The sequence below is a fragment of the Vibrio sp. 10N.286.46.A8 genome (genome assembly GCF_041470165.1).
Taxonomy (GTDB): domain Bacteria; phylum Pseudomonadota; class Gammaproteobacteria; order Enterobacterales; family Vibrionaceae; genus Vibrio; species Vibrio tasmaniensis_A.
The window spans coordinates 21,860-37,044 of record NZ_JBFRLX010000010.1 but is presented as its reverse complement, the minus strand read 5'-3'; the positions used below and the strand labels follow the sequence as shown (position 1 = coordinate 37,044).

11 protein-coding genes are annotated in these 15,185 nt (G+C 44.9%); all 11 read left to right on the top strand.

Translation table 11 applies throughout. From position 1 onward, the window contains the following. Positions 1 to 1,261, top strand: a 1,261-nt coding sequence (locus AB4232_RS01710; RefSeq protein ID WP_372085862.1) for a TonB-dependent siderophore receptor, incomplete at its 5' end; no start/stop codon positions are given. 90 nt (positions 1,262 to 1,351) lie between these two features. After that, complete coding sequence (locus tag AB4232_RS01705) at positions 1,352 to 2,305, top strand: iron-siderophore ABC transporter substrate-binding protein (protein ID WP_372085859.1); 954 nt, start codon at positions 1,352 to 1,354, stop codon at positions 2,303 to 2,305. Then, positions 2,305 to 4,299 carry a Fe(3+)-hydroxamate ABC transporter permease FhuB gene (gene fhuB / locus AB4232_RS01700; RefSeq protein ID WP_372085857.1) on the top strand — a complete coding sequence of 665 codons (1,995 nt, stop codon included), beginning with the start codon at positions 2,305 to 2,307 and terminating at the stop codon, positions 4,297 to 4,299. The genes AB4232_RS01705 and fhuB overlap by 1 nt, the downstream gene beginning before the upstream one ends. Before the next feature lie 205 nt (positions 4,300 to 4,504). Then, positions 4,505 to 5,317: a crotonase/enoyl-CoA hydratase family protein gene (locus AB4232_RS01695; RefSeq protein ID WP_372085854.1), complete on the top strand. Its 813-nt coding sequence runs from the start codon at positions 4,505 to 4,507 to the stop codon at positions 5,315 to 5,317. A 93-nt stretch (positions 5,318 to 5,410) separates the two neighbouring features. Further along, positions 5,411 to 6,574 (top strand): OmpP1/FadL family transporter, encoded by a 1,164-nt coding sequence (locus AB4232_RS01690; RefSeq protein WP_372085852.1) that lies wholly within the window; start codon positions 5,411 to 5,413, stop codon positions 6,572 to 6,574. After that, a complete protein-coding gene (locus AB4232_RS01685) occupies positions 6,574 to 7,263 on the top strand; it encodes a hypothetical protein (protein ID WP_372085849.1) in 690 nt (229 codons plus the stop codon). Before AB4232_RS01690 ends, AB4232_RS01685 begins: the two co-directional genes overlap by 1 nt. A gap of 340 nt (positions 7,264 to 7,603) precedes the next feature. Further along, positions 7,604 to 8,716: an NADH:flavin oxidoreductase gene (locus AB4232_RS01680; protein ID WP_372085847.1), complete on the top strand. Its 1,113-nt coding sequence runs from the start codon at positions 7,604 to 7,606 to the stop codon at positions 8,714 to 8,716. A gap of 409 nt (positions 8,717 to 9,125) precedes the next feature. Then, positions 9,126 to 9,761: a CatB-related O-acetyltransferase gene (locus AB4232_RS01675; RefSeq protein ID WP_372085845.1), complete on the top strand. Its 636-nt coding sequence runs from the start codon at positions 9,126 to 9,128 to the stop codon at positions 9,759 to 9,761. 178 nt (positions 9,762 to 9,939) lie between these two features. Beyond that, positions 9,940 to 11,586: an ABC transporter transmembrane domain-containing protein gene (locus AB4232_RS01670; protein WP_372085843.1), complete on the top strand. Its 1,647-nt coding sequence runs from the start codon at positions 9,940 to 9,942 to the stop codon at positions 11,584 to 11,586. Then, a complete protein-coding gene (locus AB4232_RS01665; RefSeq protein WP_372085841.1) occupies positions 11,583 to 13,835 on the top strand; it encodes an ABC transporter transmembrane domain-containing protein in 2,253 nt (750 codons plus the stop codon). The genes AB4232_RS01670 and AB4232_RS01665 overlap by 4 nt, the downstream gene beginning before the upstream one ends. Continuing rightward, a complete protein-coding gene (locus AB4232_RS01660) occupies positions 13,828 to 15,141 on the top strand; it encodes an HlyD family type I secretion periplasmic adaptor subunit (RefSeq protein ID WP_372085839.1) in 1,314 nt (437 codons plus the stop codon). The genes AB4232_RS01665 and AB4232_RS01660 overlap by 8 nt, the downstream gene beginning before the upstream one ends. The last annotated feature ends 44 nt before the right edge of the window (positions 15,142 to 15,185 follow it).

Genomic DNA, 15,185 nt, shown 5'->3' with positions numbered 1-15,185 from the left:
CAGTTATAAATTTAACCATGATTTCAACTCAAATTGGGCATTTCTTCAGAATTTCCGTTATATGAAAACTGACTTTTATCAAGAAAGTACTAGCAGTGGCAATTTTGATGCTTCAACTGGCTCATTAGCTCGTTCGGCATATAGCACCGATGAAAGTTCTACGGGTATTAGTGTTGATAACCAACTATCGGGCTTAGTGTCGACTGGCTCATTGGATCACTATTTACTTTTTGGTGTGGATTATCGAAACACAGAGGGTGATGTAGCCTACGACGCTTTCGCAGGTGTTGATAGCATCAACCTTTACAATCCAAATAACAATAAGCTGAATCCGAATGATTTTACAAAAACGTATTATCAAAATAACGACATTGAAGTGAGTCAGCTTGGTTTCTATTTCCAAGATCAGATGTTGATTGATAATTGGGTGTTCATTGCTGGTGGTCGTTTTGACAAAGTCGAAACAACGACAAAAGTATCAGTATTGGGTGGTGCACCAAGCAAAACGGATACTGATGATACAAACTTCTCATACCGCTTAGGCGCTTTGTACAAATTTGATAACGGTTTATCTCCATTTGCTAACTTTGCTACCAGTTTTGAACCGAGTGTAAAGTTAGATACTAACGGTAATAACTTAGATCCTGAAACCGGTGAACAAGTCGAGTTTGGTCTTAAGTATGACTCATATGAGAATATGATTTCAGGTTCGATGGCTCTGTTCCAAGTGAATAAGAAAAATGTTGGAGTTCGTCCTGATGGCGCTTCACCATGGACTTCAGTTGGCGAGATTCGCTCACAAGGTATTGAGTTGGAAGGACGAGCACAAGTCACTGAAAACTTGGATGTGTTGGCGAACTACACATACACCGATATGGAAATTACGGAAGATAGAAATGCATCAAATATCGGACAAACACCAGTATTTGTACCAGATCATACTGCAAATGTTTGGGCTAACTACTTTGTACGTAGTGGTGCAATGAGTGGCCTTAGAGTCGGCGGTGGCGTGCGTTATGTGGGAGAAACTGTTCTAAACGATACGTCAGACAAAAATAAAGGCCAAGTACCATCATATACTTTAGTTGATTTGTCTCTAGGTTATGACTTAGGAGAGGTTAACAGCTCGCTTAAGAACACAACAGCTAATGTCGTTGCAAATAACATATTCAATGAAGAGTATTACACTTGTTGGAATGAGAGCTATTGCTGGTACGGTCAAGAGCAAACTGTAGAATTTAATGTTAATTACGAATTCTAACTAAGTTAGGGTTATCAATTTAAAGCAGCCATTACTGGGCTGCTTTTGTCGTTTGAATAAATATAGAATTTAGATTGAGTAGGCAACAATATGAATTTACAACGAATAGCTTCCCATGTTTCTAAAATAAAGAGCTTGCATACAAAGCTAGCAGTATCCGTATTAGCGAGCGCTTTATCGTTTAATGCGATGGCTGATTACCAAGTTGAAGACAGCGAGGGCGTTAAAACCCTTGAAGCTCAGCCGGTTAGAGTGGCTGCGTTAAACTGGGACATTGCTGAACAAGTGATTGAACTCGGTATCACACCAGTAGCGGTGCCTGATATTGCAGGTTATACCGATTGGGTTGTTCAACCTGCGATCCCAGAAGGCGTGGCGGACATTGGTACTCGAACTGAGCCCAATTTTTCTGCTTTGAAGAAGCTAAATCCTGATGTGATTCTCATCGCTTCGCCTCAGAAAGATCTTCAGGAGCGACTATCTGAAATTGCGCCCGTGCTTTACTACCAAACGTACAGTGAACAACACAGCAATGCAGCGGCTGCTATCGAGAACTTCAAGAAGATCGGACAGTTGCTTGGTAAAGAAGAACAAGCGAACCAAAAGCTGGCCGCAATGGATGAGCGTATCGCTGTCCTTAAGGCTGAACTGGATAAAGCGTATCCGGGCGACAAACCGAAAGTGACCTCTTTCCGTTTTGCGAGCACCACATCGGTGTTCATTTACGGCGATAACTCGATTCCGCAATATGCGCTTGAACAGTTAGGTTTTGAAAATGCGATGGATCTTCCTGCGAGTCAGTGGGGCATCAGTCAAAAACGAATGACTGAACTTAAGAACGTCAAGGGTGGCATTGCGCTTTACTTTGAACCTTTCCCATATCAAGACAAGTTAGACCGCTCTCCGGTTTGGAAGAGTATGCCTTTCGTTCGTAATGGTCAATTTAGCCCAGTAGCGGCAAGTTGGAGTTACGGCGGTGCAATGTCGATTTTGTATAACGCAGAAGCTATGGCGCAATCGCTGTTGACGTTAGCGGAGCAGTAATGAAATCCAGTGGTTTGGTGATGGGGGTAGCGCTGTTTTTCGCTTCCCTTGTTCATTTATGGTTAGGGCAATCTGAATTTGGCCCTATCGGTGAGCTGCTCCAGCAAGTTTCACTGATCAGTGACAGCGTGACATTCAACTCAATGGTTGATGATTCATTCGAGTTGATGGCGTTAATCTATGTCAACTTGCCTCGCTTGGTCATGGCGATTTTGGTTGGTGGAACACTCGGCACCATAGGTAGCCTGTTTCAACAACTGACGCAGAACCGAATGATGTCGCCGCTTACTTTAGGTACGTCGTCAGGGGCGTGGCTTGGTTTGGTTATTCTGAATGTGGTTGCGCCGATGTTGGTCGCTCAGTATTCAGTTTGGTTCGCTCTGATCGGTGCACTGCTGGCGATGGGGCTGATTGTTTCGATTGTCGGAATCAAAAACATGAGCGGCTTGCCAATTGTTTTGTCGGGCATGGCGGTCAACTTGTTGCTAGGGGCATTTGCGACAGCAATTATCTTGCTTAACGACCAGTACGCACAGAACTTGTTTGTATGGGGAGCGGGTGATCTAGGGCAGAATGGTTGGGAACAAGTAATTTGGCTGATGCCTAAGCTACTTCCGATCTTTGCCATCTTCTTATTGGCGCCAAGAGTGCTGACTTTGCTTTCGATCGGGACAGAAGGTGCAGCAGCACGCGGGCTCAATATTGGCGCAACATTCTTTGTGCTAATGGCAATTGGCGTTTGGTTGGTCTCAGTGTCGATTACCTCAGTGGGCGTGATCAGCTTTATTGGCTTGATAGCTCCGAACATCGCTAGGCATCTAGGTTTTCTAAAGGCCAAATCTGAACTCGTCGCAAGCTGCGTATTAGGTGCGCTATTACTTTGTGTCACCGACAGCTTAGCGATCTTCTTGGCGCAGTGGTCTTTGGACATGATTCCAACAGGGACGGCAACCGCGGTCATTGGCGCTCCAGCGTTGATCATAATTGCGAGAAAGCAATTATCGGCTCAAGATCAGCTGTTTTTCTCGATGCCTAAAGGCCCAAAGTTTATTTCACCTTTGGCTTACTTCTTGTTAGGCACAATGATTTTTGGGCTGTTGGCGTTGAGTACGCTCTCACAGCCTTCTTCTGATATGGGCTATTTTGTTATCCCAGACGCATTTGAATGGTCGATTCGTTGGCCGAGAATGTTAACTGCGATATTCGCTGGTGGTGGTTTGGCGGTGGCTGGTGTGATTTTACAAAGATTGGTCTACAACCCGCTCGCAAGCCCAGACATTCTTGGTGTGTCGGCGGGCGCTGTTCTGGCGTTGATTTTCAGTAGCCTGTTTATGGGTTATTCGATTCACTCATTGAGCCCTTGGATTGCTTTCTTAGGCAGCGCGATTGCACTGTGTTTATTGTTACTTCTTGGCAAGAAGCACCAGTTTGCGCCGTCTATTTTAATCCTGACTGGTATCTCGCTCACCGCAATGCTAGAAGCTTTGGTGCAATTCTCTTTAACGCGAGTTGGTGAGGGGAAATACACTTTATTGGCTTGGTTGGCAGGCTCTACCTATCGTGTTGAACCTGAGTCAGCAATGATTATGATCATGGTGATAACGGCTTCTATCGGGGCTGCTTTGCTATTGAGTCGTTGGGTGACCTTAATTGCGACTGGCCGACAGTTCGCGAGTGCCAGAGGGTTGAATATCAATCTCGCCTACGTGGCGCTGTTGTGTATTGTTGCGATCTTATGTTCGGTCGTGACAACCACCATGGGGCCTGTCGCGTTTGTCGGCTTGTTAGCTCCGCATATCGCTGCAATGATGGGGGCTCGTTTGGTGCGAGAGCAGATCATCTTGTCGTTTTTGATTGGTGCAGCATTGATGCTATTTGCAGACTGGTTAGGTCAAGTAGTGGTATTCCCAGCTCAACTCGCCGCAGGGACGCTAGTTTCCATTATTGGTGGCAGTTATTTCATCTTCTTGTTACTGAAATCTCGAACAACATAGATTCTGTCAAAACTGAGTCCCCTTGATAATCAAAGCTACGGATAAAATGCAGTGAATGGAGCGATCCATCACTGCTTTTTTATTGATGTCGTTTGTGTAAGGGGAAGGTGTTAAGCAACACAGGTCTCGCTTCTTAATGTGCAAGTTTGGCATATGTTAATAAAATGTATAATCTAAAGGTCTGACCACTCATAAGGTAGCCACCATGCCAAACCTCGATCGTATCACTTGTTCCATTGATGAAAACCAAATTGCCACCGTTGTGCTGAATAGACCCGATAAGCTCAACGCTATTGATATGGCGATGTTTGAAGGCGTCAATAATATGATCAGAGAACTCAAAAAGAATAACGAGATTCGCGCTGTGATAGTGAAAGGTAATGGTACGGATTTTTGTTCAGGGCTCGATGTTAAATCGTTATTGAACAGTAAAGTTGGAGCGATGAAGCTTTTGTTCAAATGGTTGCCGACGTTGCCAAATGCGGCTCAGTATTTTTCTATTGGTTGGCGAGAGATCCCTTGCCCTGTCATTTTTGCGATTCACGGGCGTTGTTGGGGAGGTGGGCTTCAATTAGCCAGTGGTGGTGATTTTAGAATCGCTAGCCCAGATGCGAACTTCTCGATATTGGAAGCGAAGTGGGGGTTGATTCCTGACATGGGAGGCGCCATCGCATTTCGCGAGCTGATGCGTAAAGATCACACCTTAGAAATGGCAATGACGGCCAAAGTGCTCGACAGCCAAACCGCTAAGGAATATGGCTTGGTGACTAAAATCGCCGAAGATCCTTACGCTGAAGCTTATGCGTTGGCACTTGAGTGCGCGAATCGTTCGCCAGATGTCGTCGCAGCTAATAAGAAACTCTACAACAAGACTTGGTGGTCCAGTCCTGGGTTCGCCTTATTTTACGAGACTTGGTATCAAATAAAGGTAGGGCTAGGTAAGAACAGAGCAATTGCTGCTCAACGTGAAATTCATCGAGACAAGCCGCGTCCATACGTCGCTAGAAAGTTCAAATAACGCTTGTAAAGTAATAACGGGTATTCCCATTGTTTATAGGGCTTTGCGGTAACCTTAGATCAATTTAATGTCTAAGGCTAAATGAGCAATCTGATGAACAAAATTTTTACTTACTCGCTAGCTGCCACCGCAATTTTTACAAGTTTAAATGCTTTCGCAAGTGGTCTATTTTTACAAGAAGCTGTCGTCGCCAATGCCGGTACAACTGGTGCAGGTGACGGTGTTTACTCTCGTTCAGCTGCTGCGATGTGGACTAACCCAGCAACCATGTCTCACATGGGCGAAAGCAAAACGACCATCAATACCATGGCGTTCGATCTTGAGATGAAATATCAAGATAACCAAGATTCTAGCGATGATGGAAAAGGGCACTCAGTTCTTCCCTCATTTGGTGCCTTTCATGCTCATCAAGTAACAGACCAACTGCACCTTGGTATCGCACTTGGCGCTGTCGGTGGCTCAAGCCTTGATTACGGTAGCGATTGGGCAGGTGCAGCCCTTCTAGAAGAAATTACTCTGACCGCAATGCAAGTGAATCCATCACTGAGTTATAAGCTGAATGACCAATGGTCTGTTGGCGCGGGTATTCAATTGAGTTGGGCTGCATTACAACAGTCAACATCTGCGTTGACCGTCAAACAAGACACAGATTGGGCATACGGTTATAACCTTGGCGTGATGTATACCCCGACAGATAAGCTTAAGTTGGGTGCGAGTTACCGTTCGAAGCTAGAACATGAGTTCAATAATGACGTAAAAGGTCCAACAAATATCGGACTGCTGAACTCTTTATCTACAGATATTGTAGTTCCAGAAATTATTGACTTAAGTGCGAGCTATGCGTTGAACCAACAGCTTGACCTGTTGGCGAGTATTCAGTTGCACCGTTGGAGTGAGTGGGATACTACTGTTCTCGATTTTGGAACCCAAATAGGGGGGCTCCAGATCGATCGTGACTGGGATGATGTTTGGAAATTTGCGGTTGGCGCTGATTATCAACTTAACTCAGACTGGCGTCTAAAAGCCGGCTTCTCTTACGAAACCTCTCCGCAAGACGACCCAACAATGCAGTATGTTGACCTTCCTGTAGGTGAGCAATATCGCTACTCTGTAGGCGCGTCTACTTACTGGGATGATATTTTAATCGACGTGTTCTACGAATATGCTGATTTAGGTTCGGTTGATATGGACAGATTTATTGTTGATGGTTCTTTCGATGGCCGTATTCACTTTGTTGGCGTTAGTGCGACCTTCTAATGACATTACGTACTCTATTACTTGTTGCTGCGGCAACGCTCGGGTCGATGGGGGCTTTTGCTGAAGAGAAGCACCCTGATGATCCGACTAAGATCGTAACCAAAGCAGGCGTTGCTTATAACGAAGAGCTTAAGTTTTCGGGCTCTATTGGGCTAGATGAAGCGCGAATGATCAACGCTCGTGTTAACTCTGATGGAGAAGAGTGGCGATTAGGCGGTTCATGGTTATTACCATTGGGTATCGTCAACTTCAACTTTAGCCGTTCAGAATACGACAACGATGCTTATAAGAACAACTACAGTATTGGCACATTTATACCACTGAGCTATTTCGATATTGAGCCGTTTGGTTGGCAAATCTTTCCAATGGCTGGTTACAGCTACAACGATGGTGAAGTAGCAGTATTCGATGATGAGAATGTGGGTTCTGATTATGTATTGATGCCGAGCTCGACACATGGTGGCTATATCGGAGCGTTTGGCTTAAAAACGATAACCGATGAATGGTCTATCATGGGCTTTGGTGGTGGTTCAATGGGTTCTGACGATTACTCAGGCTATTGGGCTGGCGTTGGTGCGAGCTATAAATTGAGTGATGCTCAATCATTCAACTTCTTCACTATCTTTGCTGAGGATGACTTCGGTGAAAATAACAGTGTTGGCGCATCTTACACCTATGAGTTCAAATAGCTGTTAGTAGGCTGCAATTCGTAGGTGGACACCTCTCGTAAGAACCATTGACTTAGTCCAGATTAATTTGAACAAAGTCGCTTATTAAAACTGAGCGACTTTCTTTTATTCTATTTCCCAATCTTTTTTATCTCCTTCTACTGCTTTCTATCTCTTTCTCATGTGAGAGTACTGCTCTCTTAATCTAGATTAAGTTTTCCTCGTCTTATTCTCTGTACTATCCGCATAAATCAACGCCCATTCAGTAATGGACAAAAGAGAGTCACTTTGTGAAAAAGAAGTGGTTCTCTTTTGTCTTTTATAATGGTCAAACATCATAAAGATTTAATGAGGATAAGACTTGAGCACTTTGTTTACAGAAACACGCATCGGCAGCATGACATTGAAGAACCGCTTCATGAGAAGTGCAACGTGGGAAAATATGGCCACCGAAGATGGGCATATGACAGATAAACTGTACGCTATCTATGAAGAGTTGGCTCAAGGTGAAGTCGGCCTGATCGTAACGGGTTACGCGAACATCGTTGAAGAAGAAAAGCCAAATGCGGGCATGATGGGGATGTATAACGACTCGTTTATCGAGGAATACAAAAAGCTCACTCAATTGGTGCACGACAACGACTCTAAAATCGTCATGCAATTGGCATACGGTGGCACAAAGACCACGCATGATCTTGGCGAACGAGTGATCTTTGCCCCGAGTGAAGTTCCTGAAAAAGGGACTCAGACACTGGGTAAAGCGATGACCAAAGACGAAATTGATTACATTGTTGATGCCTTTGCTCAAGCGTCTTTGAGAGCTCAAAAGTCAGGCTTTGATGGTGTTGAGATTCATGCTGCTCACACTTACCTGATTAACCAATTTTTAAGCCCTTATTACAACCAACGTGAAGATGAATACGGCGGTAGCCTAGAGAATCGCATGAGATTTCTGTTAGAGATCTATACTGCGACACGTAAGCTGGTGGGCGACGACTTCCCAATTTTAGTTAAGCTCACGGCCTCTGAATTTTTTGACGGTGGTGTTACCTTCGATGAAACACGTCTCGTGTGCAAAAAGTTAGAAGAAGTGGGTGTTGATGGCATCGTGGTGTCAGGCAACATCCATGGCAAAGCCGACACCATGATTGGCGAATCTCACGATGGATTCATCATTCAAGCTGAAGGTTATTTTCACGAATATGGTCATGCTATCAGCCAAGACGTTAATATTCCGGTGATCACGGTTGGCGGCCTAACGGATTTCGATGCCATTGAAGCCATCGCAAATAACACGGGCATTGAGTACTTCGCGCTTTCAAGACCGCTGCTTTCTGAACCCCATTTAGTTAAGCGTTGGAAAGAAGGGGACAGAAGCCCTGTTGAGTGCGAAAGATGTTCAAAATGCCGAACTAAACGTGGCAACTTCTGTGTCGTCAATAAAGACAGAAAAGCACAGCTTGCTCGTATGTAGTCGTTGAGCCTAGAACCAAGCGTAAGCCTAAATTTATAAGCAAGTCTAAGTTTGAGTCGGTGTTAATCACAGACTCAAACTTATATTATACAAATCGATATTTGAAACTTTATTAATCACATTCCTCTGTCAATTTGGTGCGCATAAACCGGTACAATGCGCCCGTAAATTTATTAACCGAGTTATCGTTAACAAACCGAGTCTACTGTGAAATTACTTCCTCTCTTAAAGCAACCTCGAATCCACTGACGTCTCTTTAGTTTCTGCGACATTACGATCATTTCAACAGTGACTACACTATTGATGTATTAGGGCACCCAGTGCTATTACGTCAGCGAAGCGGTGCACGTTGAATCTGTATTGTCGAATATATTGATATTTAACTAATAAAGATTAATCAGAGGTAAAAATGCAAAACAAGCATTGGTCCAAATTCGAGTTGCTGCATGAAGTCGTAACCAACCCCAATATTCATGTAAAAGGTCAACACAGTTATTACAGCGATTGCTGGGATAATGGTTTTGAACAATCGGTAGTGCGTTATTTACACGGCGACGAAGTCAGCCGCCAGTGGGAGCCTCGATGGAAAATCGACGAACTCTATATCGGCGATTATGTCTGTATTGGCGCAGAGGTCGTGATTTTGATGGGTGGCAACCATACCCACAGAGTTGATTGGTTTTCGCTGTATCCATTTATGGATGTCATCGACGATGCCTACATTGGCAAAGGTGACACTCACATTGAAGATGGGGTGTGGTTAGGCATGCGAGCGATGGTGATGCCCGGTGTGACGATTGGCGAAGGCGCTGTAGTTGCAGCGAATAGTGTGGTGACTAAAGACGTCGCACCCTACAGCATTGTCGGTGGTTCTCCAGCTAAAGTCGTCAAATACCGCTTTGATGAGTCCGTTATTGACGAGCTCATTTCATTCAAAATATACGAGTGGCCCTCAGATAAATTTGAAGCGCTGAAACCGTATTTATGTAACTCAGACTTTTCAAAGTTAAAGCAGGCGATAACGGATTACGACAATTGTTTGTAAGGAGCGCTTGTAACGAGAATTTGTAAGGAGCGTTTTTAAGGTACAGGTATAGCCACAGATTTGTGTAGAAAGATCTGTGTCATATTTATATTGAAAAACACGTTAAATCAGTCCGTTACCTTGCAATACTCAACATGGTGTACCAATCTTATTTCATAAGCATGGATAAGGATTGTGTATGCCCGCAAGTTCAATGAAAAACAAAGGGGTGGTAGGAAAAGTCCTACTGCCTTCTTTACTCATAAATCTTCTCTCTCTCGCCGTTCCGTTAACGGTTTTACAAATTTACGATCGTATTTTACCTAACCAAAGTTACGGTACTGCCACTTTGTTGTTGGCGGGTGCAGCGTTGGCTGTGGCCATGGAAGCATTGATCCGGTTTGTGCGTACTTGGCTTTTGTCAGCCGCGGCTAGCAATACCGAGAAAGCGACCTATCAAACCTTGGTTGAAAGAGTAACAACGGCTTCATCAGGCCATCTTCGCCACATTGGTGTTGGCGGCGTGGAAGAGGGGCTGGGCTCAGTATCAAAAGTCAAAGATTGGTATTCCGGTGGTGTGATTGCAGGCTTTATTGATTTGCCTTTTGCCTTGATCTTCTTGGGTTTGGTGGCTTACATCGGCGGTGAGCTGGTGGCGATACCTTTGGCAGTTTGGCTGATTACTCTTGGAATCGTTTGGTTATCTTCTATTCGCGTTAAAAGTCTAAGTGAGGAAGCTTCCCAGGATGAGCAGGAGCGAAAAGCGTTCTTGATTTTACTGAGCCAAACCATTCAGGGAATCAAACGCCAGGCTGTTGAGTCTCGAATCTTCAATCAGTTTAAATCCCTCAATAATGTTCGCTCTCAGTCTAAAGCGAGAGAAGAAGAACAGAACGCCTTCGCCCAAGAATGTATTCAGCTTGCTGCATTAGCCACGTCAGTTTTACTCGTGATCACTGGCAGCTTATGGGTGTTGGATGGTCAGTTAACTACTGGTGGCTTGGCGGCATGTTCTATCTTATCTGGCAGAGCGGTTGCGCCTTTGAGTGCTCTGGTTGGGGTTAGAATCAAGCTTAATTCAATACATAGTGCCAATCAGGCAATAGAAAAATTGAGTGACTTATCATTATCGCAATCTTCAGATTCTGAGCAAGTTGAGAATCACTTATCTGACTTTGAGACTTTGGAAATTAAGCAAGCGACCGTTGAAAGATACGGTGAACTCTCTCATGCAGATGTCACCTTGAATAAAGGTGAGTTGATATTGTTAGAGAGTGAGGATCGCCACACTAACAGTCATTTATTGTCGTCGATTGCAGGTATTGATGATCTAAAAGCGGGGGAGTGCTTCATTAACGGAGCTGCCGTTTCAATCGCATCGGTAACCAACATTGCAGCCTACTGTGGCGTTAAAGGGCAGTTGGTGTCGGGTACTATTCTCGACAACTTGTGCGGGTTTGACCCTGAGAAAACGCAAAGCGCCAGTGACTATGCAAAGCGTTTGGGTTTAACCAAAGAGATTACTCGATTACCAGATGGACTAGAGACACAAATTGGCCATACGAGTGCTTCTTTGTTGAGTATGGGTAACGTGAAAATGCTCAATATCGCGGCTCAATTGGCAAGTGATAAACCCATAATCATGTTGGAAAGGCCGGATTCTTCACTTGATTTAGACGCCCTTGGGAATCTAGCTAAGGTGCTGGAAGAAGAAGTAACGGCAGGACGCACGGTACTGATGGTGAGCTACCATTCGAAGCTTCGCGAATTTGCTAATCGAATCATTACAGTGGAAAGTCGAGCTATTACGGTCGACAGCGAGAGCAATCAGGAGGCCGTCGTATGAATCGTTTAGATATTGGTAACCCTTCAGGTACGAACAACCGTGCAGATACCAGCGGTCGACAAGAGGTGATGAATCATTTAGAAACCGAGAGCCTTTCCGTTCTTAAGCAGTTGGAAGTTAATGCTAATATCCAGTTGTTCGCACATCAATGGGTCGATGAAAATGGCATTGAATCAATCGACGATATGTTTGCCTTGTTCGACAGGCTTGCACTGCCTTATCGCTTGGTTGCCAACCTAGATGAAGTTGGTGAACATAAATTGGTCTTACTGGTACTTGGTGAACATGAGCTGGTCTCTGGTCATTTAGAATCCAAGCAATTTGTTGCCTTTAATGCCAATGACGACATTACCGATGTCCCTCAGTTTTGTATTGTTATCGAAGGGCCACCACTAGAGAAGGCATCTCCTGATTGGGTTGGCGAAAGGTTACATGCGTTTCGTCCCATCATTCCTAAATTGTTGTTGGTCAGCTTTATCACTAACTTATTTGCGCTTGCTGTTCCCTTCATCACGATGTCGATTTATGACCATGTGATTGGTGGTGATGCAGGGCATGAGTTGCAAGGTATCGCCATTGGCGCGGCGTTGTTGTTTGTGATGATGGGTTGGTTGAGAACATTACGTAGCCGAGTGTTTGCTTCAGTTTCCAACCGAGTAAGTCGTGAGATTTCTCAATCCCTCGTGCAGCGTCTGCTTCGTAATAGCTATGCTCAAAATCAGCAAACAGCTTCTTCTAGTCAGCAAAACCAAGTGATGTTGTCAGAGCGTATTTCAGGTGTGCTATCGGGGCCATTAGGAAATGCGTTATTTGACTTACCATTCATTCTTATTTTTGTACTTGCGATAGGTGTTTTAGGCGGATGGTTGGTACTGGTTCCAGTCGTCTCTTTAATCCTTTATTACTTGCTAGCAAAACGCTCGATACGCTCTAGCAGCAAGCGCTCTATGCAATCGACAGTGGCAGGTACGAATCGTCAAAACATGACTAATGAGCTGTCATCCAAGCTTGCCTTTATTCGCAGTGCTGGATTCTCAGAGCACTGGATTCAACGTTTCAAAAAGGCCAATCTTCTTGCTTCAACAGTGACCTTTAATCAATCGGTTCTCCAGAGCCGGTACACCTCGATTTACTATTTCATTGGTGTGGGGTCGACACTCGCCGTGATGGGGTTAGGTATAGGACTTATTTTTGAACAAGTGATGACCCCTGGTGGTTTGATTGCTTCAATGATGTTGATATCTAAGGTGACTGGCCCAGCTCAGGTGTTGGCAAACAGCGCGATGCGTTTTAATAGCTTTAATCAATCCAAGTTGCAAGTGAACCGTATCTTGTCTCAGCCGTCTGAGCGTGAATTCAGTTACCAGCATCACCCGTTACCTGTCGTAGCGCCTAATTTGAAATTAGACCAAGTGACACTGCGCTATCCCAAACAGAGTCGCCCGGCCTTGAACGGTGTGAGTTTTGATATTGAAGCCGGTGAAATTGTCGCGATTACCGGCCCTTCTGGGAGCGGTAAATCAACATTAATTGAAGTGCTGTCTGGCTTGCAGCCTATCCAAAATGGCATGGTCGAGCTTGAAGGCGTTAACCTCGTTCAATACGATCCGCAGCTTTATCGCCATTGGTGTTTCATTCGAGCCGCATATCCTGATTTGCTTACGCTGAGTATTCGAGAGTGGCTAAACGACGGTCACAAAGTCGAAGATCAGAAAATGATCTCGGCAATTGAAATGGTCGGTGGAAAGCGTTGGTTCGAGACATTATCAGGTGGGCTCGATACTTCCATCAGCAGTATTCAGCCGGACAGCCTTTTTGACATGTTGTCTGGCAGCGTTGCGCAGATCCTCATTGACGCGAAAGCGCTGGTTTATGGCTACCCAATGTTCTTAATGGATAATCCTGTGCCTGATGCTCACCCAAATGCTAAACGTATATTTGGTGAGTTTGTGCAATCGAAAAAAGGAAAAGCAACGGTGATCTACACGTCCCACGATCCGGATTTAACCAAGCTTGCCGATAAAGTGGTGGTATTAAATGAAGGTGCAGTGGTTTATGCCGGTCCATTAGATCCGGAGCAGTCTTCGAAGCAGGAACAGCCTTCAGAGCCTCAAGCTTCTCAAGAACCGCAGTTATCTGAGCAACCGTTATCTCAAGAGCTACAGCCGTCAACTCAAGAGGCGTCTGCTCAACAAAATGCAGCCCAACAAGAACAATCAGAGTCTAAGCAAGGAGTCGCTAATGACTAAACAATCTATCGAGAAGGGCAAGCGCTACGGTGAACTTGTTGAATCACAAAATACGGCTCGTACATTGGCGCTGGCCACATGGTCGGTTGCCTTATGTGTTATTGCTTTTGCCACTTGGTCTGTAGTCACTCAAGTTGATGAAATCGCCAAAGCCAAAGGTGCTGTGATTCCGGAAGGCGAGAAGCAAGTATTACAAAGCGCGATTGGCGGTAAGTTAAAGCAAATTCTCGTTAAAGAAGGCCAGTTGGTAGAGAAAGGCCAGCCGCTTGTTGAGTTTGATGCCACTTTCCAGCGTACCGCCCTTGAAGAGCTAAAGTCCCAACAAGTGACGCTTCTAGCCAGTGTGGAACGTATGAATGCGCTGCTTGAGCAGCGTGAGCCTAACCTTGCTGAGTTTGAGGTCGATTACCCAGAGATCGTCAGCCAACAAAAAGCGCAGCTGAACGCGCAAAAAGCCCTCTACTTCCAAAAGCGTGTGGTGCTTGAGAAAGAGAGCGAGCAAATTGCAGAGCAGCTTCGTAGCGTAGAAAAGGCCTTGCCGAGTTATGAGAAAGAGTTAAATGCGACTAAGCAAGAGTTGAACATACTGGAGAAGGGTTACAAAGCGGGTAACATTTCACGTTTACGTGTGCTTGAAATGCGACAAAAATTGGCCAGTATCGAACAGAAAATCGAAGAAGCTCGTGGTAAGAAGTCGGTATTGATTAGACAAGCTGACAGTAATGACCAAAAAATCATACAGCTTCTGGCGGAAGCGAAAGCTAAAGTGAGCGATGATCGTTCTAAAGCCGTATCTGACTTATCAGCATTGAATGCTAGAGTTCGTTCAAGCCAAGCTAAATTGACCAACACCATGTTGGTGTCACCTCTACAAGGCTTGGTGCAAAGCCTGCCAAGCACGCAAAACGGTGGTGTTATTCAGCCAGGTGGCACTGTGGTTGAAATCGTTCCTGTTGGTGGGAAAGCCGACTTTAAAGCGCGTTTGTCACCAAGAGATATTGGTTTTGTGAGTGTAGGGCAGCCGACTCGTATCAAGATTGATGCGTTTGATTACAGCCGCTTTGGGGCGCTAAAAGGGGCGGTGGATAGTATTTCACCGACCACAAGTCAAAGTGAACGCGGTGAAATCTATTATGAAGTCGTCGTCTCCGTGGATGTTCCCTATTTCCGTAATAATCCGGAGAGCTTTTCTATCTTGCCAGGTATGACGGGCGAGGTAGATATTACAACCGGTGAGAAGTCCGTTTTCCAATACCTGTGGAAGCCAATTTACACCAATGTCAGTGTCGCATTTGGTGAAAGGTAATCGTTATAAAGAGTCGTTGAGAGTAAACGAATAACAACAGCAAA